We start from the raw sequence: 24225 nt of genomic DNA, 5'->3' as shown, positions 1-24225 counted from the left end.
CGACGCCCCCAGAATCCGGGGGCCCCGCCCAATTCTTGCCTGTTACGGATCGATCCAGCCGATATTGCCGTCATCCCGGCGATACACGACGTTCAATCCGTCCTTGTTTTCATTCCTGAACACCAGCACCGGGGCGCCGGCCAATTCCATTTGCATGACAGCTTCGCCGACACTCAACGATGGGATCTTGGTTTCCATCTCAGCCACGATGATGGGCTGCAATGAGTCGGGTTCGTCGGCCACGTCCGATTCGTTCGAGGCGAGGATATAAGATGACGCTCCGAAGAGTTCAACCGGCTGAGCCCGTTCACGATGGTGGTCCTTGAGGCGACGCTTGTAGCGACGCAGCTGTTTCTCCATCTTTTCGCAGCACGCCTCGAATGCTGCATAGATTTCGGTTGCATGTGCCTTGGCCTGGGCTGTCAGGCCCGTGGACATATGTATGGTGGTTTCGCACACATACTCATGCGCTGAACGGGAAAAGACGACGTTGGCATCCGTCGGTCGCTGAGCATATTTGCTCACGACCTCGCCCAATGCGTCCTGCACGTGTGTCTGCAAGGCTGCACCAATGTCGATCTGTTTGCCGCTGATTTGGTAACGCATGTGATCTCCTTCACAATTCACACCCATTATGACGTCACGTCAGGTGACATGCTTGTTTTTATCGGGTGGGGGGTAGAGACATGTTTCGCGGTTGTCCTCGGTAGGGCCCTTCGGAGAAGGGAGATCGAGATCCAGTCTGGAACCGCGAAAATGCCATGTCCCAATTGAGCCAAGAGGCGGCAGAAGAGTCAATCAAAACAGGAGTGTATATACGCGAATTCTGTCATGCGCCTGGCGCAATCACAGCTAAGCCTATGAAATCTTGAAGTTTTCACCCAAATACACGCGGCGGACATTTTCGTTTTCCACCACCTCGTCGGGCGATCCGGACATCAGCACCTGCCCGTCGTGCAGGATATAGGCGCGGTCCACAATTTCCAGCGTTTCCCGCACGTTGTGGTCGGTGATCAGTACGCCGATTCCACGCTTCTTCAGATCCGCCACCAGATGCCGGATATCGCCCACGCTGATCGGGTCGACGCCGGCAAACGGCTCGTCCAGCAGCAGGTACTTGGGGTCGGCGGCCAGACAGCGGGCTATCTCGACGCGACGGCGCTCACCGCCCGACAATGCAAGTGCAGGCGCCCGCCGCAAATGCTCGATCGAAAAGTCCGAAAGCAGCTCTTCCAGACGTTCCTTGCGGCGGTGCACATGCTTCACCGCAATGTCGAGCACGGCCGAGATATTGTCCTCGACACTCAAGCCGCGAAAGATCGACATTTCCTGCGGCAGATACCCGATGCCCATGCGCGCCCGGCGATACATCGGCAGCGTGGTCACATTCTGACCGTCCAAAGTGACCGTTCCGGCCTCGGGGAACACCAGCCCGGCAACGGAATAGAACGTGGTCGTCTTGCCCGAGCCGTTCGGCCCTAGCAACGCCACGACCTCGGACCGGTCCAGCGTCATCGACACGTCCCGGATCACGGTCTTTTTGCGATAGGATTTGCGCAGTTTCTGAATCTTCAGACCCTGAGACCCTTCGGCAACGGACAGTTGCGGGCCCGCCATCAATTGCCGCCCTGCTGAAGGATCGTCTTGACCCGCCCCGACATGGTCGCGGTTCCGCTGGTCAGGTTCGCGATCATCTGGTCGCCGCTGATCGTGCTGGGCCCCTGCGTCAGCAGAACGTTGCCCTTCATCACGATCACACCCGAGTCGATGGTGTATTCCGCCCAGTCCCCCTCGGCGGCATCCGGCGGGCTGACAAGCACGACGTTTTCCGACGCCTCCATGCGTTCGATCCCCGACCGATCCTGGTTGTAGATCACCAACACGCGACCGGCGGACAGGCGCATTTCGCCCTGCACGACAATGACGTTGCCAAGAAACTCGGCCGAACCGTCCTCTTGATTGACGTTCAGCGTCTCGGACGTCACTTCGACCGGCAGACTGGGATCGGCCTTCACCGACCCAAAGGCCACCTGCGCTTCCTGCGCGGACGCTGGCACCGAACCCACGGCCAGGGCGAAACAAACGAGGACGAAACGAAAATCAAACACAGTCTATCTTTCGGCTTTTTTCGGCTCATATAACAGCTTAACGCCATCTGTAAAAAGAATATGGACCGGTCCACCCTCTTTTTCAGCGCCAAATGTCATCCGCCCGGCCGAGAAATTTCCGATTGGCCCCGTTCCCTGCACCTGACCTGGCGTATCGCCCCGGATCTCGTCCAAAGAAGTATTCAACAGGTCTGTTGTCACCCGGATACCGTCCGTGGTGGTGATCACCACGTCCCCCGTGAAGGTGGCCGTCGCCTTGTCCGGTCGGATCGACCCCGAGTTGGAATCCAGCGTGATCACCCCACCGTTCAACAGGCCGAACCGGCCACGGAATTCCGTTGCTCTTGGATCGCTGTCGGCAGTTCCCTGGCTGGCCCGTACCGCCTCGACCTGGACATCTTCGCCCTTGCGGGTGGTCCCGCGATAGTTCGGGCGGGTCACAAGCTGCCCCTCAAGCCGTTCGTCGATATCCTCTTGGGAAAACGGACCCGAGACGTTTGTTTCGATGCTGCGCGACAGCAGGAATACCGTGGACAGCAGCAGAATCGCCGCCAGCGGCAACAGAACCTTCAGGAACTGCACCATTCGGGAATAGCGGTCCACCTGCGCCTCCTGTCAGCCCAGCCCGACGCGCAGGCAATCGTGAATATGCAGAAGGCCCTGCGCCAATCCCGGTTGTTCGGGGTCGACGACGAACAACGAGGTGATCTTGCGCGCGTTCATGATCGCCACGGCTTCTTCGGCCAGCGAATCTGGTGCGATCGTGGTCGGATTGCGGGTCATGACCTGAGCGGCCGTATTGTCCAGCAGCCCCTCCATGTGGCGCCGCAGGTCGCCGTCGGTGATGATGCCGGCAAGCTTGCCGTCCGCGTCCGTCACCCCGACCACGCCAAAGCCTTTCTGGCTGATCTCGATCAACGCGTCGCTCATCGGTGTATCGGAAGAAACCAGCGGCACCGCATCGCCACTGTGCATCAGATCGCGTACTGCGCTCAGCTGCGCGCCCAGTTTGCCGCCCGGATGGAAGGCGCGGAAATCCTCTGGTTTGAAGTCACGATATTTCATCAGCGCAATCGCCAGCGCATCGCCCATGGCCAGCGTCAGCGTGGTCGAGATCGACGGCACCATCCCATAACCGCAGGCTTCGCCCAGAGAGGGGATCAGCAAATGCACGTCCGCCTGTTTCATCAACGAGCTTTCGGGCTTGCTGGACAGGCCGATCAAAGGGATGCCGAACCGCCGGGTAAAGGCCAGAAGATTGGCCAGTTCCGGCGCCTCGCCCGAATTGGAGATCGCCAGAACCACGTCTCCTTTCGACACCATCCCCAGATCGCCGTGGCTGGCCTCGGCCGGATGAACGAAATAGGCCGGCGTACCGGTGCTGGCCAGGGTTGCGGCGATCTTGTGGCCGATGTGTCCAGACTTGCCGATGCCGCTGATGATGATCCGCCCTGTGGCCTGCAGGATCAGCTGAACGGCTTCGGCAAACCGGTCGTCAAGGCTGTCGGCCAAAACATCCAACGCCCGGGCTTCGTCGGTGATTACCTGACGGGCAACCTTCAGAAAGGATTCATTGTCTGTCATGAGTGCTCAAAAATATCCGTTTCAGGCCATCCGGCCAGATCCAGTCTGGCACGCATCGGCAGGAAGTCAAAACAGGCCTGCGCCATCTCGGTGCGCCCTTCACGCGCCAGCCGCGCGTTCAAGGCATCACGCAAACGGTGCAGATACAGGACGTCGGAGGCCGCATAATCCAGTTGGGCCTCGGTCAGGGTCTCCGCACCCCAGTCGCTCATCTGTTGCTGTTTCGAGATATCGACGCCCAGCAACTCCTGACACAGGTTCTTGAGTCCATGACGATCGGTATAGGTGCGCACAAGGCGGCTGGCGATCTTGGTGCAATATACCGGAGCGGCCAACGCCCCGAAGGCATGATACATCGCGGCAATGTCGAACCGCCCGAAATGAAACAGCTTCAGCACATCCGGGTTTTCCAGCATGGCACTCAGGTTTGGCGCCGAGGTTTGGCCCTTTTCGACCTGCACGATATGGCAATCGCCGTCACCCCCGGACATCTGAATCACGCACAGGCGATCCCGGTGCGGGTTGAGACCCATGGTCTCACAATCAATGGCCACGATCGGGCCCAGATCCAGCCCATCGGGCAGGTCGTTCTTGTACAGATGGTTCGCCACACGTGTTTCCTTCGTTCGGTATCGTCCCCGAAATAGGGTGTTTGGCCTGCAAACTCAACGCCATCCGGACCGATGCCGCGATTGATCTCCGGCAGGCTTGATGCATCCCCATGGGGGGGATAGGGTTAATGCATGAACCCTCACAAGCATTCAACACACCCGCAGATCATCGCGCGCCTGAAACGCGCACATGGGCATCTGGCCAAGGTCATCGCAATGCTGGACGACCAGGAGCCCTGTCCGGACATCGCTCAGCAGCTTTTTGCCGTGGAAAAGGCGATCACGAATGCCAAGCGGACACTGATCCATGATCATGTCGACCATTGCCTTGCTTCGGGCGACGCCGACTCGGTCGACGCCTTCAAGGCCATCACCAAGTACCTGTGATGCTGAGCGTTCTGCAAAACCGGGTCTATCGTCACCTGCTTGCTGCGCAAATCGTGGCCTTGACGGGCACCGGTCTTGCCACGGTGGCCCTGGGGCTTCTGGCCTACGATCTTGCCGGAAGCTCTGCGGCCCTGGTTCTGGGTACGGCACTGACGATAAAGATGGTTGCCTATGTTACGGTCGCACCGGTGGCGGCGGCCTTTGCGGAACGGCTGAACCGACGAAAACTCCTTGTGACGCTGGACCTCGTCCGCGCCGCAGTGGCGCTGTGCCTGCCGTTCGTGACCGAAATCTGGCAGGTCTACGTTCTGATCTTCGTTCTGCAATCTGCTTCGGCCGGGTTCACCCCGGCGTTTCAGGCCACGATACCAGACGTTCTTACCGACCAGCAGGACTATACCAAGGCGCTGTCGTTGTCGCGCCTGGCCTATGATCTGGAAAGTCTGGTGAGCCCGATGCTGGCCGCGTTCCTGCTGATCTTCGTCAGCTTCGACAGCCTGTTTCTGGGAACAAGCCTCGGCTTTGTCGCCTCGGCCTTGTTGGTCATGTCGGTTACCCTTCCCTCTCCCACGCCCGTCCGGCCGCGCGAGTTCTTCGACCGCACGACCCGCGGTCTGCGGATCTATCTGGCCACACCGCGCCTTCGGGGGTTGCTTGCTTTGAGCTGGAGCGCCGCAGCGCTCAGCGCGATGGTCCTGGTCAATACCGTCGTCATCGTGCGTGCAAGCCTGGGGCTGTCCGACAGTGCCGTGGCCATCGCGCTGGCCGGATTTGGGAGCGGGTCCATGCTGGCGGCATTTGCCTTGCCGGCGGTTTTGCGGCGGTTCGAGGACCGCAAAGTGATGCTGGCGGGTGCCACAATTGCCACCGCTTCCATGGCGTTTGCTGCAATCCTGTCTGCAGCTGTACCTTTGAACCTTGCCGGGCTGTCCGCAATCTGGGCACTGGTCGGCTTCGGATACTCGGCAACCCTGACCCCGTCGGGGCGCCTGCTGACCCGGTCGGCCCACGCCGAAGACCGCCCGGCCGTCTTCGCCGCCCAATTCACCCTGTCGCATGCCTGCTGGTTGGTTCTCTACCCGCTGGCCGGATGGGTCATGACAGCGTTCGGTGCGACAGTGGCCATGGCTTTGTTGACCGTTCTGTCACTGTGCGGTCTGGTCGGAGCTCTGTTGGCATGGCCTCGCGCCGAGCCGGGCGCGGTCATCCACCAGCATCCGGACCTGCCGGTCGACCATCCGCACCTGTCCGGATCGGCAGAGCACGCCCACCCGATCATCATCGACGACCTTCACCCCCGATACCCGCATCAGCCTTGAGCGCAGGCGCCAAACTGGCATACACCCGAACCATCCCTTCGGAACACGGAGCATCGATGGACCAGCTTGATCGCCGCATCATTGCCGCGCTGCAACACAACGCGCGCGCCTCGACCACCCATATCGCGGCAACGCTCGGGGTGGCCCGGACTACGGTGCATGAACGTATCAGCCGGATGGAGAGAAACGGTGTGATCGCCGGATATTCGGTGATCCTGCGCCAGGCCGAGGACACGCCCAAGGTCCAGGTCGTTGTCCTGCTGGAGGTACAGCAGAAAGAAACCGCCCGCATTATCAAGCGGCTGGAAGCCTATCCAGAGGTCAAGCTGTGCCTGTCGATCAATGGAGAATTCGATCTGTTGCTGTCCGCCGAAGCGCCGCGGATCGAGGATCTGGACATTCTGGTTGATGAGCTAGCGGCGATCCCGGGAGTGCTGCGGACCAACACCAGCGTTGTGTTCGGCCGCCGCATCGATCGGGGCTGAGGTCCCGATAACCCTCTGTAAACCCAAAACTGGCTAGCTTGGCCCGGACACAAGAATCCCCGGACCGGCAGAATGCCAGAGCTCAAGTTTTTCATCTCGATCGCCGTTTGGCTGGCCGCCGCCGCGCCTGCTGCCCTGGCATGGTCGGATGGCCACGCGACTGAAGTCTGCGACCGGGCCGCGCGCCGGGCGGCAGTGGCCGAAGGTGTCCCGCAGGATATCCTGTTGGCCGTCACTCGAACCGAGACCGGGCGCAAGATGAACGGCCGCCTGACACCCTGGCCCTGGACCGTCAATGTCGAGGGCAAAGGGTACTGGTTCGCCACCGAGACCGAGGCCAAGGCCTTTGTCTTCGACGTGTTCAAAGCGGGTGCGCGCAGTTTTGATATAGGCTGTTTCCAGATCAACTACCGCTGGCATGGCAAAGCTTTCCGGTCCATAGACGCTATGTTTGATCCGGATCAGAACGCAGCCTACGCCGCGCAGTTCCTGAAGACGCTCCATGCCGAACATGGTTCGTGGGGGCATGCGGTTGGTGCCTATCACTCGCGCACGCCGGACCTCGCACAGGCTTATACGGACCGGTTTGAAACCATCCTCGCCAATCTCGACGGCGTGCGGCTGGCGCAACCGGGACCCCCGGGCCGCGATCCTTTTTCCCGGGCGGCCGCGCCTTTGATCCCGCCCGGTCGTGGCCGAACCGGGACGGGCCGCTTGGGCTCATTGGTTCCCTCCTCCGCCGCTGCTGCTGCGTTCATCGCGTTCGATCAGGAGTGACGCGTGCCAAAGCTTGACGCCCGATCCCTGTTTTCACCCACCGTTCTACTGGCGTTGGCCTTGATGACGGTGATCGTCATGATGATCCTGCCAATGCCATCCTGGGTGCTGGACATTGGCCTTGCGGCCTCGTTCGCGCTGGCCATCCTGATTTTCACCCTGACCCTGTTCATTGAGCGGCCACTGGATTTCTCGTCCTTTCCAACGATCCTGCTGGCTTCGCTGATGCTGCGCCTGTCGCTCAACGTGTCGTCGACAAAGCTGATCATCGGGCAGGGTCATACCGGGCCCAACGCCGCCGGTGACGTCATCGAGGGCTTTGCCCAATTCGTCATGAGCGGCAGCATCTTCCTGGGCCTCGTGGTGTTCGGCGTGCTGCTGATCGTGAATTTCATGGTGATTACCAAAGGTGCGGCGCGCATGGCCGAGGTCGGGGCCCGCTTTGCCCTTGACGGTATGCCGGGCAAACAGCTTGCCATCGACAGCGACATGTCTGCCGGCGCCATCGACCATCAGCAAGCCAAGGAACGGCGCGAGCTTGAGCAACAGGAAACCACCTTTTTCGGGTCGCTGGACGGGGCATCCAAATTCGTCAAGGGCGATGCAATTGCCGGGCTGCTGATTACCCTGCTCAACTTGGTGATGGGGTTGATCATGGGGGTGATCGTGCACAGTATGCCGGTCGCCTCGGCGTTTGAAACCTATGCGATCCTGACCGTTGGTGACGGGTTGGTCACGCAGATACCGGCGGTCATCATCTCTATCGCATCCGCCCTGTTGCTGGCCCGCGGTGGTACGCAGGGTGCAACCGATACTGCCTTGTTCTCGCAACTGGGGCGTCATCCGGCTGCGCTGGCAACCGTTGCGATCCTGATGGTGCTGTTTGCGCTGGTGCCCGGGCTGCCTTTTCTGCCGTTCATTCTCGGCGGCGTGATCCTGGGTTATGCGGCCTTTGTTGTTCACAAAAAACAATCAGCTGCCACAGAGTCGGCACATATGCCGGCTTCGGACGCCGAGCCCAAGGCAACACAAGGCATCGGAGACGTCCTTGACCTCGACGACGTTCACCTCGAATTTGCCCCGGATCTGGTCAGCATGGTGTTGAACCCCGGCACCGGATTGGACGCTCGGATCGCCAACATGCGGACCTACGTCGCGTCGAGCTTTGGATTGATCCTGCCGGAGATCCGGCTGACAGACCGGGCCGACTTGCCGACGGGCACTTACGTCATTCGTGTTCAGGGCGTCGAACAGGCCCGGGGGGTGCTTCACCCCGACCTGATCCTGGCACTGGTGCAGGACGGGCTGGACCTGTTGCCGGAAGGCAATGACGTCACCGAACCGGTCTACGGCGCACCCGCCCGATGGATCCTGCCCAAGGATCAAGAGGCCGCCGCCCTGAGCGGTGCAACCATCGTAACCCCGCCCGAGATTCTGGCCACCCATCTGCTGGAAATCATCAAGCAGAACTTCCCGCGCCTGCTGACCCTGAAATCCCTGCGTCGGCACCTGTCCGAGATGACCCGCCTCAGCGACCCGGTCCGGGCCGAGGCGAACCGAAAGCTGCTGGATGAGCTGATCCCCGACAAGGTTCCGATCGACACCTTGCACGCGGTTTTGAGGCTGCTGCTCGAAGAACGGGTTTCGATCCGCAACATGGCGCTGATCCTGGAAAGCGTGGCCGAAGCGCGGATGACCACGACGCAGCCTGAGGCGATCTGTGAGATCGTGCGCCAGCGACTGGGCTTCCAACTGGTGGCGGACCTGAAGCGCGGCGACGGCTCGATCCCCCTGATCCAGTTGGCGCCGGAATGGGAGGAGACCTTCTCCACCTACCAGATCGACACTCCGAATGCTGGATTGGATGTGGCGCTGCCCCCCAATCTGTTCAACAAACTGGCCGATGGCGTCGTCACGACGATAACACGCAGCGCGGATCAGGGTGTGTTCCCGGCGTTGGTAACCTCGACGCGGCGGCGCAGGTTGCTGCGTACCATCATGCACGCGCGGGGAATCTCGAATCCTGTCCTGTCGTTCGAGGAAATTGGGCTCGAAGCGCGGCCGGCTCTGGTCGGAACGGTGCCGGCGTGATTGGGCTGCCGCCGGACTTGCTGGCTCAGCTGGGAGGCGTTCTGTGGTCCTCATTTGTGGTTTTTCTCAGGGTTTCAGCGGTGGTTTCCCTGCTGCCAGCCTTCGGGGAGCGCAGCATTCCAACCCGCGTAAAGCTGGGGGTCGCAATGGCATTCACGCTGGTCGTCGCGCCGTCGGTTTCCATTGCCGAGCCCGACAGTGGCCTGATGCCGCTGGTTCAATTGATACTGACCGAAATCCTGATCGGCCTGACCCTGGGGATCGGACTTCGGCTACTGGTACTCGCCCTTCAAACCGCCGGGTCGATGGCCGCGCAAGCCACGTCGTTATCGCAGATCCTGGGTAGCGCGGCTGCCGATCCGGCCCCGGCGATGGGACATTTTTTGACCCTGTCCGGGTTGGCCCTTGCCACACTGATGGGCGTTCACATCCGGGCGGCCCAATTCCTGATCGAAAGCTATTCACTATTCCCGGTGGGCGCGGCCCCAACAGCGACCGATCTTTCCCGTTGGGGGGTGTCGCAGGTATCGCGCAGCTTTGCATTGGCCTTTGGGCTGGCCATGCCGTTTGTCATTGCATCATTGATCTACAACTTGGCTCTGGGTGTCATCAACCGGGCCATGCCTCAACTGATGGTCGCCTTTGTGGGCGCGCCGGCAATCACCTTTGCCGGTTTGTTCCTTTTGTTCGCGGGAACGCCGATCATCCTTGCGGTCTGGTCTGACGTCCTGTTCCAGTACTTGCTAGATCCGAACGGAGCACCGGATTGAGCGGCTCGGACGACGACATTGACAAGTCCTTCGAGGCGACACCGCAGAAACTGCAGAAGGCTCGGGAAAAGGGTGAGGTCGTCAAATCAAATGACCTGTCCGCCGTTGCCGCCTATTCCGGCCTGACAATCGCTCTTTTGGCGGTCGGGCAGTTTTCGACCGAACACTTGGGATCATCCCTGATGGTTCTGATTGATCAGGCCCCGGAACTGTCACTGTTGTTGACGTCTGGCAGCGCGGCTGCACCGGTCGGCGGGCTGATGACAAAGGTTGCCGTTTCCGCGGGTATTCTGTTGGCGGTTCCAGCGGCGTTTGTGTTGCTGAACCTCTTGGCACAGCGCGCCCTTGTGTTTGCCCCAAGCAAACTGACGCCGAAGATGTCCCGCATTTCAATCCCATCCAATGCCAAGAACAAGTTCGGTCGTGCCGGACTTTTTGAGTTCCTCAAAAGCTTCATCAAGCTGGTGATCTACAGCATCTGCCTTGCCGTGTTTTTGAAATCCAACCTGGCGGACATCCTGACGGCTGCAGCCAGCCCCGCACGAGCCTCCATCCCGCTGATGATGAACCTACTGTTTCGGTTCCTGTTCATCGTCGTCGCCGTCACGCTGACCATCGGGGTCATCGACTACCTGTGGCAGTATTCCGAGCACATGCGCAAAAATCGAATGTCGCGCAAAGAACTGCAGGACGAGACGAAGGACTCGGAAGGCGATCCGCATGTCAAACAGCAGAGACGCCAGCGCGCGCAAGAGATTGCGACCAACCAGATGATGGCCGAGGTTCCAAAGGCCGACGTGGTCATCGTCAACCCCACCCATTTTGCAGTGGCATTGAAATGGACCCGCGCTCGTGGAACCGCACCCGTCTGCGTCGCAAAGGGCGTTGACGAAGTTGCCGCGACAATCCGCCGAACAGCGATGGAGTCAGGAGTTCCGATTCATTCGGATCCGCCGACGGCGCGGGCCCTGCATGCGACCGTCGAGATCGGAAAGGAGATAACGGAAGACCTTTATCGCCCGGTCGCTGCGGCCATCCGATTTGCCGAAGCCATGCGAAAACGCGCGAAGGGAGCGGTCGGATGACACGCGCGAAGCTAAGGGATCTAGCGGCGGTCACCGCGGCTTCTTTCGAAAGAGAGTTTCAGAAACTGAAACCGATACTTGAGGCCGAAAGCCGCATTCAGGCACAGATCAACGCGCTAAACGCGCAGGTCGCCCAAACGGCGTCGGACGCCGCTCAAACCCCTGGGTACCACATCGCTGGCGCGGACGTCTTGTGGCACGGGTGGGAGTCCAGAACCCGGCGTGACCTCAACACTGAATTGGCGCGCGTCAGATCCCGGAAACTGGCAATGATTGAGGACCTTCGCCAAGCATTCGGCCGCAAGCAGGCGGTTGAGACGTTGCAGCGCGATCAAGAAACCGCGCTGCGCATTGCACGCGCCAGGAAACTGATGAACCAGCAAACCGAAAGCTGAAGCCCGCCCTTTTGGCGTCAGGTGCCCTGGCGGCTCACGCTCATGATCAAAACACGGGACACGTCATCGCCAAGGTCCTTTCGGGCAACCTCCAACAGAGACCTTCGCAGCACCTCAAGATTGTCCGATTGCGTGAATTCGCCGTCGAACCCACCAATATTCGCGTGATCAAACAGCACTTGAAGAAACCCGTCCCGCAGTTTCGGTTCGATTTCGTAGAACTCCTCCGAGATGCCCGGCCGGGTTTCCAGGCTCAGCGACATGGTCACCAGAGCAGAGATTTCGTTTTCTTCGACGACCGGAACGACGAACTGTTTGGTCAACTTGAGATACTCATAGGGACCAGCCTTGCCCGATGTCTCACTATGGCCGGAGGTTTTGTTCGCCTTGTCTGCCTTGGCGGTCTCCTCGGCGTGAGGCTCCGGTACTTTGGCATCGGCCACGGTTTCCGCTGGTCCCGGTGTCAAAAATAGCCCAGCCGCAGCGCCGGCCCCGAGACCTGCAATCAAAAAGAGAACGGGGAGCAGTTTCTTCATCATTTGAACACCTTAGAACGGCAACAGCGCGTCCAGCACCTGTTGCCCGTATCGTGGCTGCTGAACATCCGTGATCTGGCCGCGGCCGCCATAGGACACCCGTGCAGACGCAATCTTGTCATAGGTAATCTCGTTCTGGCGCGAGATGTCCTGCGGACGCACATAGCCAGACACCAGCAGCTCGCGAAGTTCGAAATTCACCCTCAGTTCCTGTGTTCCGGAAATCGACAGGACGCCGTTCGGCAGGACATCGATCACCGTTGCGGCGACGCGCAGTGTCAGCTTTTCCTTGCGTTTCACCGACCCCTTGCCCTTGCTGACTGACGCGGAATCGATCGAAACCGCCTCGTCCAGTGACGCACCATCTGGCAGGTGTTTCGCTGCGCGCTGGGGCAACCCCAAGAGGCCGGGAACCTTGAGATCTTCCGAGCTGCCGCGCGACCGGTTTGTATCGTTCGAGATTTCGGCCTTTTCATCAAGCTCGATCACGACAGTCAGAATATCGCCCTTCTTGATGGCGCGCTGATCACCCAGCAGAGACTGCTGACCCCCACTCCACAGAGACGCGCCGTCCACGGCGCGCTGAGATTGAGTGTGCAACGGCAAACCCGGCCACAACATCGCCACGTGTTCCGGAGTTTCCGTAGTTGGCGACAGGCTGGGCGGTTTGCCCAGATGGTCCAAACGCCCGCAGGCGGAAAGGGACAGGATGGCCAGCAACAGGGATCTGGACAGTTTCATGATCAAAATACCTCGATTTGGCCGTCGGAACGGATTTTTCCGGTTACCGTCGTTCGTGACGACAGGTTCATGACTCGGATGCGATCACCGGCGGCTCCGCGGCCCAGCGCGCGCCCTTCGACCGCGATGGACAGTCCGCCTTTCACGAAGACAAGCGTCACCAGATCGTTCCGATCGACCAGGGCGGGAGCGCCGACACTTGCCTTCAGAATTGGCCGACCGGGATACAAAGCGGTTTTGGCTTCCTTCCCGATCAGGTCTGCAGGATCATTTACCGCGCCGGGCGCCTCACCGGATTTCACCTGAAGATCAGCGGATTCGATGATCTCCTTGGCCCGGATCGTTCTGGTCGGCACGACTATGTCAGCGAAGGCGGCAACCGGAAGAAGCCACAGGGATATGAAGCCCACGACCCGCATCAGCGTACCTGTGTCGTCGCGCCCATCATCTGGTCGACGGCCGAAATCACCTTGGCATTCATTTCATAGCCGCGCTGCGCCTCGATCAGATCGGTCACCTCACGTACCGCATCGACCGAGCTGTCTTCCAAGTAGCCTTGACGCAGCATTCCGAGCCCGTCCTCGCCTGGGGTGCCCACGATCGGAGCGCCTGAAGCCTCGGTTTCCTTGAACAGGTTGCTGCCGATGGCCTCGAGGCCCTTGGCATTGGAAAAGCTGGCCAGTGTGAATTCCCCCAGAAGCTGCCCTTCCGCGGTGTCGTCAAAGTAGGCGTAGACCTCGCCGGACGCGTTGATGGAAATCGACCGCGCGTCGTCCGGGATGGTAATTTCGGGGGCAACCGCAAACCCGTCCGACGTGACGATGAGGCCTTCGGCCGATCGCTTCAGACTGCCGTCACGGGTATAGGCCGACTGGCCGTTTGGCAGAACCACCTCGAGATATCCGCGCCCTTCGATCGCGATGTCCAGGTCACTGCCCGTCGCGGACAACGCGCCTTGGGCCAACTCGACGGTCACGGCCGCGGGACGAACACCCAGACCAAGCTGTATTCCCGTCGGCAGGACAGTCCCGTCCGCGGCGTTCACCGTGCCGGCGCGAGCCATCTGCTGATAGTGCAGATCCGCAAATTCAGCCCGCCGGGCGTTGTAGCCCGTGGTCGACATGTTCGCCAGGTTGTTCGAGATCGTCTCGACCCGCATTTGTTGCGCCGCCATTCCAGTCGCGGCAATTTTCAGGGCTCGCATTTCGGTTTCTCCTGCAGTTTCAGATCAGCGCATCAAGGTCTTCAAGGCGCCGCGGACCCTTTCATCTTCGGCGTCCAGAAAACTCTGCCCCAGTTCGTAGGCACGCTGGATTTCGATCAGCCGGCCCACTTGGCCGATGGCGTTGACGTTCGAACCCTCCAGAAACCGGTTGAGAACCACCGGTCGCTCGACCGGCTCGACCTCGCCTTCCGGTTTGAACAGGGTGCTGCCTTCCCGCACCAACTCGGTGCCTTCCGCGGGCTGAACCACCCCGATCTGCCCCAAAGCCTGTCCATTCGCGCTGAGCGTCCCGTCGCCGCCCACATCAATGGTTGCTGCGTCCGGTGGGATGAAGACCGGGGCCCCGTTGCTGTCCAGCACGCGGTGCCCATCCATCGTCACCAGATCGCCATTGGCGTCCGGTAAAAAGCTGCCCGCCCGGGTCAGACGGTTGCCGGACGGAGTTTCAACCAAGAAAAACCCACTGCCTTCGATTGCAAAATCGAATTGCCCACCGGTTTCCGTCATCACGCCCTGCGCAAAAGACGTGTTGCGCGCCTGAGCACGGCTCATGGACAGAGAGGGGCTGCCGGGAAGGTCCCTCACAAACTCGGAAAACACCAAACCCTGCTGGCGGTAACCCGTCGTGTGCGCATTGGCGATATTGTTCGCGACCAGACGCATTTCGTTCATCAGCCCGGTTTGACGGGACAGGGTGACGTAGGCTGTATCCATCAGCGACCTCCTGCAATCAGCGGAACCAGTGTCGAGGTGAAGAATGTGACCAGCGTCTGCGTCATGAAGCCCATCGAGACCCAGAACACGATGACGATGGCCACCAACTTGGGAACGAAGGTCAGGGTCATCTCCTGGATGGATGTCAAGGCCTGGAACAGGCCCACGGCCAAACCCGTGACCAGCGCAACCGTCAGAATCGGAACTGACGTGATCACGGCAATCCACAGGGCCTGACGTACGACGTCATAGAACAGACCTTCGCTGAGCATCGTTCAGACCGGCATCCGGAGAATTTCCTGGTAGGCCTCAACGACCTTATTGCGCACCACAACCGCTGTTTCGACCGCAAGTTCGGTCTGAGCCAGTGCCTGCACGAGGGCATGTGGGTCGGCCTGACCAATCATGGCCGCATTGGCGACCTCTTCGCTGTGTTTCAGGGTTTCCGCAAAGTCCTGAAAAGTTGCGCGCAGCCCTTGTGCCGCGCCACTTGTTCCCGGATCCGCTTGGGTGGCCGGGCGGGCATGCGCATAGCTCTGAGCCGCGGTGATCGATCGGATATCCATTCTGGCTTTCCTTTATTTTCTCAACAATTCCATGAGGCTGGCCGACATCTGTCGGGTCTGGTCGAACATCTTGAGGTTTGCTTCGTAACTGCGTTGCGCTTCACGCGCGTCGGCGATCTCGACCATAAGATCGACATTGGACCCTGCGTAGTATCCGCTGGCGTCCGCCATCGGGTGACTGGGATCATAGATCCGGGGCAACGCCCGCCGGTCCAGCCTGACCCGACCGGCCTGAACCAATTCAGTGCCGTCTTTTTGCACCGTCTCGAAAGGAACCGATTTCCGCCGGTAGCCCGGAGTATCCGCATTCGAGATGTTTTCCGAAACATGGCGCAGGCGCGCGGCTTCCGCCCGCAGCGCGCTGGCCGTAACGGCCAGGGATTTGGAGAAATCGCTCATGACGGCTTCCTCACGCCTTGCCCAGACCGGTGCGCAGGATCCCGATCGAGGTCTTGTAGATGGCCAGCGCGCGGTCATGCTGTCGCTTGACCTCGACCGCATTCACCATTTCTTCTTCAAGCGAAACTCCATTACCATTGGGATCGACGGCGCCGCCGCGCATATGTTCGGCCCAAGTCATGCCGCCCGGCCCGACACCGTTCAGATGACCTTCGCGGGTCGCGCTCATTGCGCTGGTGGCACTGGATTTTTCAAAGGCTTCCGCGAAAGGCTCAATATCGCGAGCCCGGTAGCCGGGCGTATCCGCATTGGCCATGTTGCGCGAGATGACGGCCTGCCGTTCTCCGGCATGGGTTGCCAGGGCGTACGCAACTTTAAAGACGTTCAGGTCCGAGAACATCGGGGCTTCTCCCTCGATCAATTTCAATCAAGGCTTAACCCCGATTCCTTTAGAAACCGTTTTCAGAAACCAATTGGAGCCGACGCCATGTCCGACCTCGATCCCTCGATTCTGAAGTACCAGTTCGATCGACTTTCTCCGGTGCGGCACATGGGTCTGGTCGCGGGTGTTTCCGGTGGGGTGATCGAGGTCGAAGGGCTGGCAGAACAAGCGCGCATCGGCGACCATCTGATTTTGCAGCGACGCCACGACCAACCGTTGGCCGGCGAAGTGTTGCAGGTCGAGGCCGGAGCCGTTCACATGCTGCCTGGCGCAGCCCCTGACGGCGTGCGCTTGGGAGACCGGGTCTATCTTGAGCCGACTCCGGTTTTTGCACCCGGTTTGCATTGGCTTGGTCGCGTGGTCGATCCGTTCGGCAAACCGCTGGACGGCAAACCGCTTCTGCCCGGGGCGCAGGCCCGCAACGTCATGTCCGCGCCACCCCGGGCCGTCGACCGCAAACCGCTGGGAGACCGTATGGCCACCGGGTTGGCGATTTTGAACACCCTGCTTCCGATCGTCCAGGGGCAGCGTGTCGGCCTTTTTGCGGGGTCGGGTGTGGGAAAATCAAGTTTGCTGGCAACGCTGGCCAGATCCATGCAGGCCGATGCAGTGGTCGTCGCGCTGGTGGGCGAACGCGGGCGCGAAGTGAATGAATTCGTCGAGACCGCGTTGGGCGCCGAAGGTATGGGGCGCTCGATCGTGGTTGCGGCCACGTCCGACCAATCAGCTCTGGCCCGCCGGCGCTGCGCCTGGTCTGCAATGACAGCGGCCGAGTTTCTGCGGGATCAGGGTCTGAGCGTTCTGTTCCTCTGCGACTCGGTCACCCGGTTCGCCGAGGCGCATCGCGAGATCGCCGTCGCCATGGGTGAGGCCCCGTCCCTGCGGGGTTTTCCGCCTTCGGTCACACCGATGATCGCCGGCCTTTGTGAACGCGCCGGCCCGGGAACCGCCGATCAGGGCGACATCACCGCCGTGTTCAGCGTTCTGGTCGCGGGTTCGGACATGGATGAACCGGTGGCCGACATCCTGCGCGGCGTTCTTGACGGGCATATCGTGCTAAGTCGCGAGATCGCCGAGCGAGGGCGCTTTCCAGCCATCGCGCTCAGCCGTTCGGTCTCGCGCTCTTTACCGGCTGCGGCGACACCCGAGGAAAACAAGCTGATCACCGAAGCCCGCCGGTTGGTCGGAAGCTACGAGCAGTCCGAAGTGATGATCAAGGCGGGTCTGTACACGCCGGGCACGGACCCGCTCCTGGATCAGGCGGTTCGCATCCATGACGAGCTTGATGGCTTTTTCGGCAAACTCGATCCGGACGGAGTCCAGAACAGTTTCAACCGCCTTTCGGTCATCCTGCGCCGGGCCAGCGCCGGGATCGTCCAATGATGGGTCGGCAAAGGTCTGAACAGTTTTAGGTATTAAGCCGCCCTTAATCCCCGCGCTGTTAATCCAATGGGTGGGTGAAAAAGGGTGGTTTAGATGGGTGCGCAATCAAATGCGGCGCCGATCATCATCAAGAAGAAGCGCGTTTCGGGTGGCGATGGCCATCACGGCGGCGCCTGGAAGGTCGCGTATGCGGACTTCGTGACGGCCATGATGGCGTTCTTCATGTTGATGTGGCTGCTGAACGCAACGACAGAAAAGCAACGCAAGGGTTTGGCGGACTACTTCTCTCCGACAATTCCGATCAATCCCGTTTCCGGCGGGGGCGACGGGGCCTTTGGGGGCGACAATATGTTCTCGGAGAAAACCATGGTGATGGACGGCTCGGGAGCGACGAACAAGAACCCGACCGAGGCCAAGCGCGCGCGGGGTTCGACCGGTGTGGATGCCGATGGCGGCGGGCGCGGCGCGTTCGAAGACTTCTCGTCGCTCGAGGCGCGGCTGCTGGGGCGGTCAGGCGAAAGCATGGTGTCCAAAAAGGCCTTGAAGCATATTGTCACTCGGGTGACGGACGAGGGTCTGATCGTCGAGCTGTTCGATACCGAAGATGAGCCGTTGTTCGAGAGAGGTTCCGATTCTCCAACGCAGATGATGCGTGCACTGGTACTGCTGGTTGCACGTTCATCGGACATGGTGATGAATTCCATCTCGGTCGAGGGTCACGTGCATTCCTCTCCGGTGGTTCTGGCCCGAAATCAGTCGTGGGATCTGTCGACTTCGCGCGCGCAGGTGATACGGCAGATGCTTCAGGACAAGGGGGTCGGCGCCAAACGGCTTGAACGGGTCACGGGTCATGCCGATCGCAAGCTGGCGGTGAAAAACCCGATGGCGGCCCGCAACAACCGGATCGAGATCGTGTTTCTACGCAATCCCTGAGATCGGAGGATATCTGGCATTTTACTTGTTAGCGCGCTGTTAAGGCCCAGCGCGTTAGCTGTTGCGGTAACGATTTACGCAACAGAAGGGCGTGCCGATGACAATTTCCTCTTCGCTGAATGCCGGTGTGGCCAGCTTGAAGGCCAACGCGAACAGGTTGGCGACCATATCGGACAATATCGCCAACTCTTCGACCTACGGTTACAAGCGGGTTGAGACGGATTTTCATTCGATGGTGACGTCGGGCCAGGGCGGAAGCTATTCGGCGGGCGGCGTCCGGACCACCAGCCAGCGACTGATCGATCAGCGTGGCTCGCTGGTTACCACCAACAACTCAACCGACCTGGCCGTGCGCGGCCGGGGCATGCTGCCGGTTCGCCCAAGTTCCCAGATCGGAACCGATTCAAACGAAATGCTTCTGACCACCACCGGATCCTTCCGAACCAATGCGGAAGGGTATCTGGTTACCGAGTCCGGACTTGTGCTGCTGGGCTGGCCCGCCAACGCCGATGGGTCCATTCCCAACGTTTCGCGCGACACATCCGCAGCATTGCAGCCGGTTCAACTCAGCGTCAATCAACTGTCCGGCTCGCCGACCACCGCAATGAACCTGCGCATGAACCTGCCCGCCACGGCCACTGATGCCGGCGCACCTGGTGACACGCAGCCCTTGTCCGTCGAATATTTCGACAATTTGGGCAAACCCGAGAATGTCGATATCGAGCTTGTCCCGACGGTGCCGGCCGCCGGGTCCAGCAACGAATGGACGATGATCTTGCGCGACTCCGCTTCGGGCGGTGCCGTGATCGGTGAATATACGCTGACATTTACGGACAGCAGAACCGCAGGCGGTACCCTTGCCAGTGTGACCACCGTGTCCGGTGGCACCTATGATCCGACCACCGGCAGCTTTGTCGTCAACGTCGCCGGCGGCCCGATGGAGGTCAATATCGGTCTGATCGGTGACAGCGATGGAATCACTCAACTGTCCGACACGTTTGCGCCGGTTTCGATCACCCGGGACGGATCCGCAGTCGGGACCATGTCCAGCGTTCAGGTCGATGAAAACGGATACGTCTACGCGCTGTATGACACGGGCGTCACCCGTCGGATGTACCAGATACCGCTGGCGGACGTCCCCAACCCGAATGGGTTGACCGCACTCGACAGCCAGACATATGCGCCGTCTCGCGACAGTGGAACTTATTTCCTGTGGGATGCCGGCAAAGGTCCGACGGGCGAATTGATTTCCTTCGCGCGCGAAGAGTCGACGACCGACGTTGCGACTGAACTGACGTCGATGATCCAAACCCAGCGCGCCTATTCGTCAAGCGCAAAGGTGATCCAGACAGTCGACGAGATGTTGCAGGAAACAACCAACATCAAGCGCTGATCTGAACCTGCAAAGCGGAAAGGAACGGCCTCATGAGCATGTCAACGGCCCTGAATAACGCGCTGGGTGGGCTGGGCGCGGCAAGCCGCGGCGCCGCCGTCGTCTCGGGCAACATAGCCAATGCGCTGACGCCCGGCTACGCCAAGCGGACGTTGGAGCTGACCACCAACTCTATTTCCGGCAACGGCGTCAGGGTCGTGGGAATCACCCGCCATCAAGATCCTGTTCTGATGGCGAACCTGCGCGCGGCAACGGCGGATAACGCGGCGGCCTCGGCAATCTCGGAGTTTTACTCGCAATTCGAAGCATTGGTCGGTACCCCCGATGACGGCAGATCGATCGCGGTATCTTTGAGCGCATTCGAGAACAGCTTGATCACGGCCGCAAGCATTCCCGGCTCGGTCGAGCGTCTGGATCTGGCGGCGCGCGCAGCTGGGGATCTGGTTGCCGATTTGAATAAGGCGTTCGACGGCCTCAGCAAGATGCGTTCTGACGCGGACCGAACAATCGGGACGTATGTCGAAACACTGAATACAAACCTGAAAGATATCGAAGCGTTGAATGCCAAGATCCCGGCTGTTGAGAACGCGGGCGGCGATATCAATGGGTTGCTGGATCAACGCCAGGTTCTCATTGACCAAGTCAACCAGCTGGTTCCGGTCAATGTCGTGGCGCGCGACAACAACCGCGTCTCGCTGTACTCCGACGGTGGGCTGATACTTCTAGAAGGATCAGCCGCAGAGTTCGCGTTCTCGGTCACCGGTAATACCGAACCGCACATGACCGTAGGAAACGGACTGCTGTCCGGGCTCGAACTCAATGGACGGCCAGTCCGCACATCCGGTGATTCCGCACAGATCCACGGCGGCGCTCTGGCAGCCCAGTTTGACATTCGCGACGTGTTGGCCATCGACGCGCATGAGGACCTGGACGCAGTTGCGCGCGATCTGATCGAACGGTTCGAAACTGCCGGCCTGGACCCGACCGCGATGCCGATTGATCCGGGCTTGTTCACCGATGCCGGCGCCCGTTTCGATGCCACGGCGCCGGCGGGGCTCGCGTCCCGTCTTGAGCTCAACCCGATTGTCGATCCTGATGCCGGCGGCGACAGTTGGAAACTGCGCGCGGGGTTGGGGGCCGTTGGACCGAACGACCCCGGTGAGGCAACCCAGCTGCAGGCTTTTGGCGCCGTATTGACCACGCCGCGCCCTGCCCTGGCTTTCGGCACAGGGGCCCTCCGGGCCAGTGAGGTGTCGGCGGCGCTTTTGTCCAAAGCTGGCGCAGCTGCCCATACCGCTCAATCACGCCAAAGCTACGCATCCAATGCACAACTCCAAATGGAACAGTTAGTGGCCGAGCAGGGCGTGGACAGTGACACCGAGTTGCAGCGCTTGATGCAGATTGAACAGGCCTATGCCGCCAATGCGCGGATCATCACTGTTGTCGACGAATTGATGGATTTGCTGCTGAGGATGTAACGATGACCTTGAATTCGATTGGTGATCTGGCCCGCGGTCTGACCTTGCGCGCGCGCAGCACCGAGATCAAAACGCAGATCGAAACCCTGTCCTATGAGATGTCTACGGGTCAAACCGCTGACATTTCTGGGCGTCTCAGTGGCGATTACTCGCATCTGCTGGACCTGGATCGAAAAATTGCACAGCTGGACGCCTTCTCTACGGCGACCGCCGAGGCAAATCTGTTTGCTGATGCCACTCAGATCAGTCTCGAGACATTTGAGACCTCGATCGGCGAGGTTTCGGCTTCTCTGCTCGCGTTTGGGACGTCCAACCAAGCGACTTCGCATGCTCAGGCCTCGGCTCAGGCGCGCAACGAACTGGACACGATGATTTCTTCACTGAACACGCGGGTCGGTGGCCGCAGCTTGTTCGCGGGAACCGCCACGGACACCTCTCCGTTGAAGTCGACGGACACGCTACTGGCTGCGCTGCGAACCGAATTGGCAGGGCTGACAACCCTGACCGATATTCGCCAGGCGGCCGAAGATTGGTTCAATGATCCTGCCGGATTCGAGGCAGTCATGTACAACGGGTCAAACACGACCCTCGCGCCAATGCAGATTTCGGAGACCGAGCGGGTGAACATGCAGTTCACGGCCAATGATCCGAAACTTCGGGATGGATTGCGCAATGTCGCGCTTGCGGCCTTGGCGACGGAGGGCGCGCTGGAATGGCCACCAGACCTGCAGACTGCCTTGTTTACCGATCTGGGCGTGGCTCTGGCCAACACCAAAGATAACGTCGTGACGATGCGCGCTCAGATCGGAGCGGTGCAAGCCCGCATCGAACAGGCCGAAACACGAAATGCGGCGGCCAGGACCAGTTTTGAATACGCGCGCAACGAACTTGTCGCCGCCGATCCCTACGAAACTGCGGCACACCTGCAGACCGTGCAGTTCCAGCTCGAAAGCCTCTATTCGGTCACTGTCCGCAACTCGACCCTATCATTGGTGAATTTCCTGAGATGAGACTTCTGGCCTTCCTTCTGATCATGCTGCCTTCGGTGGCAGTTTCCGGGGCTGTACGGCTCAAGGATCTGGTGAATTTTGACGGCGTACGCGGCAACGATCTGGTGGGATATGGCCTTGTCGTCGGACTGAACGGAACCGGTGACGGTTTGCGCAATTCCCCGTTCACCGAAGAAATCATGTCGAACATACTGGAACGGTTGGGTGTAAATGTCACTGGTGAGGACTTTCGCCCCAAGAACGTCGCCGCCGTTCTTGTCACCGCCACCCTTCCGCCCTTTGCGCGGGTGGGCGGGCAGATCGATGTGACCGTTTCGGCGATCGGAGATTCCAAAAGCCTGCTGGGCGGCACGCTCGTCATGACACCGTTGAACGCCGCGGATGGGCAGATCTACGCAGTTGCACAAGGCACTGTTCTGGCAGGTGGTGCAGTCGCCGAGGGCGACGCTGCATCGGTTGTTCAAGGAGTCCCGACATCCGGTGTCATCCCCGCCGGGGCCCGGGTCGAGCAGGAGATCGACTTTGAATTGTCAGGTCTTTCCCAATTGCGGTTGGCCCTGCGCGAGCCGGACTTTACGACCGCCGGTCGGATCGAAGCGGCCATCAATCGCGAGTTCAATCGCGCCGTTGCGGTCATGCGCGACTCGGGCACGGTGGAATTGAGCATCCCGGAAACGCGGGCTCCTTCCACCGCGCATGCGATCGGCCGGATCGAAAACATCCTGATTGAACCCGAAACCAAGGCTCGCGTGGTTGTAGATCAACGCTCCGGCACGATCGTCATGGGGCAGGAGGTCCGAATCTCACGTGTCGCGGTTTCCCAAGGCAACCTGACACTTCGGGTAGAGGAATCTCCGATCGCCGTTCAGCCCAATCCCTTTGCCACAGGGGAGACCGTTGTTGTGCCGCGAACCATCGCAGGGATTGAGGAAGACGCCGGCACCGGGTTGGCAGAAATCCCCGAAGCGACGACGCTGTCGCAGGTGGTTGCCGGCCTGAACGCGTTGGGCGTGTCCCCGCGGGATATGATCGACATCCTCAAAACCATCAAAGCCGCCGGGGCCCTTCATGCCGAGTTTGTCGTCAGATAGCGGGACGCCTAGCCGGGTAGCCGATGGTCAAACTGGTTCCCGGTTCTGGTCTATTTTGACTTCCAGCTGTCCAGCCAGCGCCGGAAGCTGGATCTTCGTTCGTCGATCGCATCCCCAGCGGCGTAGAGACCATCCTCGACGCTTTCAAGCATGGGGTCGATGCGGGCTTCGCGGAACCTGCGCCAACGCACCCAAAGCGCCCAGACGATGGCAAAAAAAACGGTCAGGAAAATGATGTTGAACCAGGGAATGATGCGGACGTCCGGTCCTTCGACATGTTTGATGAAGATGGCATTCGGGAAGATCGACAGAAACTCGTTGCGCCAGCCGTAGTGGGTCACGACAACCCAATCCGGATCATCCTTGTCCGAGATCGCGTCGTTGGCTTCGGTGTAAAGGTTGGCGGTATCGAACTTGAAATAGGGTGGCCAACCCCAGCTGGTATCTTCGTTCCGATAGACGATCGGCTTGCCGTTCGCCCGCACGGCTTGGATGAACTGCACATCGCGGTTCGAAAGGCTGGTCGACTGATCATCGGGCTCAGACCAGAAAACGCGGGTCCAATCCGTCAGATCCTGCCGCTCTTCGTAGGTGTTTACGATGCGGACAATGTCGTGCTGCGGCAGCGAGTATTGCAGGATCGCACCCAGCGTGATCCAGAAAATCAGGATGAACGCCCATTTGATGTAGACCATTCCCAAA

At 60.1% G+C, this 24225-nt stretch carries 30 protein-coding genes; 14 read left to right on the top strand and 16 right to left on the bottom strand.

The window, feature by feature from the left end:
• Nucleotides 1-42 precede the first annotated feature (42 nt).
• The 6 genes from hpf to ACR3EK_RS16515 form a co-directional block, all read right to left on the bottom strand.
• Entirely contained in the window at nucleotides 43-606 is a 564-nt protein-coding gene (hpf, locus tag ACR3EK_RS16540) for a ribosome hibernation-promoting factor, HPF/YfiA family (RefSeq protein ID WP_170342438.1), read from the bottom strand.
• A 252-nt stretch (nucleotides 607-858) separates the two neighbouring features.
• Nucleotides 859-1617: an LPS export ABC transporter ATP-binding protein gene (lptB, locus tag ACR3EK_RS16535; protein ID WP_093963638.1), complete on the bottom strand. Its 759-nt coding sequence runs from the start codon at nucleotides 1615-1617 to the stop codon at nucleotides 859-861.
• A complete protein-coding gene (locus ACR3EK_RS16530) occupies nucleotides 1617-2072 on the bottom strand; it encodes an LptA/OstA family protein (protein ID WP_170342617.1) in 456 nt (151 codons plus the stop codon). Before ACR3EK_RS16530 ends, lptB begins: the two co-directional genes overlap by 1 nt.
• 39 nt (nucleotides 2073-2111) lie before the next feature.
• Nucleotides 2112-2711, bottom strand: coding sequence for an LPS export ABC transporter periplasmic protein LptC (lptC, locus tag ACR3EK_RS16525; protein ID WP_480633943.1), 600 nt, complete (start codon nucleotides 2709-2711; stop codon nucleotides 2112-2114).
• 12 nt (nucleotides 2712-2723) lie between these two features.
• Nucleotides 2724-3692, bottom strand: coding sequence for a KpsF/GutQ family sugar-phosphate isomerase (locus ACR3EK_RS16520; RefSeq protein WP_480633942.1), 969 nt, complete (start codon nucleotides 3690-3692; stop codon nucleotides 2724-2726).
• Nucleotides 3689-4303, bottom strand: a complete 615-nt coding sequence (locus tag ACR3EK_RS16515) for a ribonuclease D (RefSeq protein ID WP_480633941.1) — start codon at nucleotides 4301-4303, stop codon at nucleotides 3689-3691. Before ACR3EK_RS16515 ends, ACR3EK_RS16520 begins: the two co-directional genes overlap by 4 nt.
• A 132-nt stretch (nucleotides 4304-4435) precedes the next feature.
• Between ACR3EK_RS16515 and ACR3EK_RS16510 the strand changes: the two genes are divergently transcribed.
• The 8 genes from ACR3EK_RS16510 (at nucleotide 4436) to ACR3EK_RS16475 (ending at nucleotide 11612) form a co-directional block, all read left to right on the top strand.
• Nucleotides 4436-4690 (top strand): metal-sensing transcriptional repressor, encoded by a 255-nt coding sequence (locus tag ACR3EK_RS16510; RefSeq protein WP_170343144.1) that lies wholly within the window; start codon nucleotides 4436-4438, stop codon nucleotides 4688-4690.
• Nucleotides 4690-6009, top strand: a complete 1320-nt coding sequence (locus ACR3EK_RS16505) for an MFS transporter (RefSeq protein ID WP_480633940.1) — start codon at nucleotides 4690-4692, stop codon at nucleotides 6007-6009. The genes ACR3EK_RS16510 and ACR3EK_RS16505 overlap by 1 nt, the downstream gene beginning before the upstream one ends.
• 56 nt (nucleotides 6010-6065) lie before the next feature.
• The gene (locus tag ACR3EK_RS16500; protein ID WP_093963783.1) at nucleotides 6066-6494 is read left to right on the top strand and encodes an Lrp/AsnC family transcriptional regulator; all 429 of its coding nucleotides are present in this window, start codon (nucleotides 6066-6068) and stop codon (nucleotides 6492-6494) included.
• A gap of 72 nt (nucleotides 6495-6566) precedes the next feature.
• The gene (locus ACR3EK_RS16495) at nucleotides 6567-7271 is read left to right on the top strand and encodes a lytic transglycosylase domain-containing protein (protein WP_480633939.1); all 705 of its coding nucleotides are present in this window, start codon (nucleotides 6567-6569) and stop codon (nucleotides 7269-7271) included.
• A 63-nt stretch (nucleotides 7272-7334) separates the two neighbouring features.
• The gene (gene flhA, locus ACR3EK_RS16490; protein ID WP_217361050.1) at nucleotides 7335-9362 is read left to right on the top strand and encodes a flagellar biosynthesis protein FlhA; all 2028 of its coding nucleotides are present in this window, start codon (nucleotides 7335-7337) and stop codon (nucleotides 9360-9362) included.
• Nucleotides 9359-10132, top strand: a complete 774-nt coding sequence (locus ACR3EK_RS16485) for a flagellar biosynthetic protein FliR (RefSeq protein ID WP_480633938.1) — start codon at nucleotides 9359-9361, stop codon at nucleotides 10130-10132. Before flhA ends, ACR3EK_RS16485 begins: the two co-directional genes overlap by 4 nt.
• Nucleotides 10129-11217, top strand: a complete 1089-nt coding sequence (gene flhB, locus ACR3EK_RS16480) for a flagellar type III secretion system protein FlhB (protein WP_480633937.1) — start codon at nucleotides 10129-10131, stop codon at nucleotides 11215-11217. The genes ACR3EK_RS16485 and flhB overlap by 4 nt, the downstream gene beginning before the upstream one ends.
• Nucleotides 11214-11612: a hypothetical protein gene (locus ACR3EK_RS16475; RefSeq protein WP_480633936.1), complete on the top strand. Its 399-nt coding sequence runs from the start codon at nucleotides 11214-11216 to the stop codon at nucleotides 11610-11612. The genes flhB and ACR3EK_RS16475 overlap by 4 nt, the downstream gene beginning before the upstream one ends.
• A gap of 17 nt (nucleotides 11613-11629) precedes the next feature.
• Here ACR3EK_RS16475 and ACR3EK_RS16470 read toward each other — a convergent pair whose 3' ends face one another.
• From ACR3EK_RS16470 to ACR3EK_RS16430, 9 genes are read right to left on the bottom strand one after another with little or no spacing between them, the layout of a single operon-like run.
• Entirely contained in the window at nucleotides 11630-12148 is a 519-nt protein-coding gene (locus ACR3EK_RS16470) for a flagellar basal body-associated FliL family protein (protein WP_480633935.1), read from the bottom strand.
• Between the two features lie 12 nt (nucleotides 12149-12160).
• Entirely contained in the window at nucleotides 12161-12889 is a 729-nt protein-coding gene (gene flgH / locus ACR3EK_RS16465) for a flagellar basal body L-ring protein FlgH (RefSeq protein ID WP_170367527.1), read from the bottom strand.
• 2 nt (nucleotides 12890-12891) lie between these two features.
• Nucleotides 12892-13308, bottom strand: a complete 417-nt coding sequence (gene flgA / locus ACR3EK_RS16460) for a flagellar basal body P-ring formation chaperone FlgA (protein ID WP_480633934.1) — start codon at nucleotides 13306-13308, stop codon at nucleotides 12892-12894.
• A complete protein-coding gene (flgG, locus tag ACR3EK_RS16455; protein ID WP_170343153.1) occupies nucleotides 13308-14093 on the bottom strand; it encodes a flagellar basal-body rod protein FlgG in 786 nt (261 codons plus the stop codon). The genes flgA and flgG overlap by 1 nt, the downstream gene beginning before the upstream one ends.
• A gap of 24 nt (nucleotides 14094-14117) precedes the next feature.
• A complete protein-coding gene (locus tag ACR3EK_RS16450) occupies nucleotides 14118-14828 on the bottom strand; it encodes a flagellar hook-basal body complex protein (RefSeq protein ID WP_480633933.1) in 711 nt (236 codons plus the stop codon).
• Nucleotides 14828-15100: a flagellar biosynthetic protein FliQ gene (locus ACR3EK_RS16445; protein WP_093963653.1), complete on the bottom strand. Its 273-nt coding sequence runs from the start codon at nucleotides 15098-15100 to the stop codon at nucleotides 14828-14830. The genes ACR3EK_RS16450 and ACR3EK_RS16445 overlap by 1 nt, the downstream gene beginning before the upstream one ends.
• Before the next feature lie 3 nt (nucleotides 15101-15103).
• Nucleotides 15104-15394, bottom strand: coding sequence for a flagellar hook-basal body complex protein FliE (gene fliE, locus ACR3EK_RS16440; protein WP_170359884.1), 291 nt, complete (start codon nucleotides 15392-15394; stop codon nucleotides 15104-15106).
• 12 nt (nucleotides 15395-15406) lie between these two features.
• Nucleotides 15407-15793 (bottom strand): flagellar basal body rod protein FlgC, encoded by a 387-nt coding sequence (gene flgC / locus ACR3EK_RS16435; RefSeq protein WP_480633932.1) that lies wholly within the window; start codon nucleotides 15791-15793, stop codon nucleotides 15407-15409.
• 10 nt (nucleotides 15794-15803) lie between these two features.
• Nucleotides 15804-16193 (bottom strand): FlgB family protein, encoded by a 390-nt coding sequence (locus ACR3EK_RS16430; RefSeq protein WP_480634044.1) that lies wholly within the window; start codon nucleotides 16191-16193, stop codon nucleotides 15804-15806.
• A gap of 87 nt (nucleotides 16194-16280) precedes the next feature.
• Here ACR3EK_RS16430 and ACR3EK_RS16425 point away from each other — a divergent pair, with 87 nt between their 5' ends.
• From ACR3EK_RS16425 to ACR3EK_RS16400, 6 genes are all read left to right on the top strand, one after another.
• A complete protein-coding gene (locus ACR3EK_RS16425) occupies nucleotides 16281-17618 on the top strand; it encodes a FliI/YscN family ATPase (protein WP_480633931.1) in 1338 nt (445 codons plus the stop codon).
• A 93-nt stretch (nucleotides 17619-17711) separates the two neighbouring features.
• Nucleotides 17712-18551 (top strand): flagellar motor protein MotB, encoded by an 840-nt coding sequence (locus ACR3EK_RS16420; protein ID WP_480633930.1) that lies wholly within the window; start codon nucleotides 17712-17714, stop codon nucleotides 18549-18551.
• 97 nt (nucleotides 18552-18648) lie between these two features.
• On the top strand, nucleotides 18649-19944 hold the full coding sequence (locus ACR3EK_RS16415; RefSeq protein WP_480633929.1) for a flagellar hook protein FlgE: 1296 nt from the start codon (nucleotides 18649-18651) through the stop codon (nucleotides 19942-19944).
• 38 nt (nucleotides 19945-19982) lie between these two features.
• Nucleotides 19983-21422 carry a flagellar hook-associated protein FlgK gene (gene flgK, locus ACR3EK_RS16410; RefSeq protein WP_480633928.1) on the top strand — a complete coding sequence of 480 codons (1440 nt, stop codon included), beginning with the start codon at nucleotides 19983-19985 and terminating at the stop codon, nucleotides 21420-21422.
• Between the two features lie 2 nt (nucleotides 21423-21424).
• Nucleotides 21425-22432: a flagellin gene (locus ACR3EK_RS16405; RefSeq protein ID WP_480633927.1), complete on the top strand. Its 1008-nt coding sequence runs from the start codon at nucleotides 21425-21427 to the stop codon at nucleotides 22430-22432.
• Nucleotides 22429-23523: a flagellar basal body P-ring protein FlgI gene (locus tag ACR3EK_RS16400; protein ID WP_170365620.1), complete on the top strand. Its 1095-nt coding sequence runs from the start codon at nucleotides 22429-22431 to the stop codon at nucleotides 23521-23523. Before ACR3EK_RS16405 ends, ACR3EK_RS16400 begins: the two co-directional genes overlap by 4 nt.
• A gap of 50 nt (nucleotides 23524-23573) precedes the next feature.
• Here the strand turns inward: ACR3EK_RS16400 and ACR3EK_RS16395 are convergent, their stop codons facing one another.
• The gene (locus tag ACR3EK_RS16395; RefSeq protein WP_170359868.1) at nucleotides 23574-24218 is read right to left on the bottom strand and encodes a DUF1523 family protein; all 645 of its coding nucleotides are present in this window, start codon (nucleotides 24216-24218) and stop codon (nucleotides 23574-23576) included.
• Between the last annotated feature and the right edge of the window lie 7 nt (nucleotides 24219-24225).

This window comes from Ruegeria sp. BC8 (genome assembly GCF_056535705.1).
The sequence above is the reverse complement of the archived record's forward strand: the minus strand, read 5'-3'. Positions and strand labels throughout refer to the sequence as shown.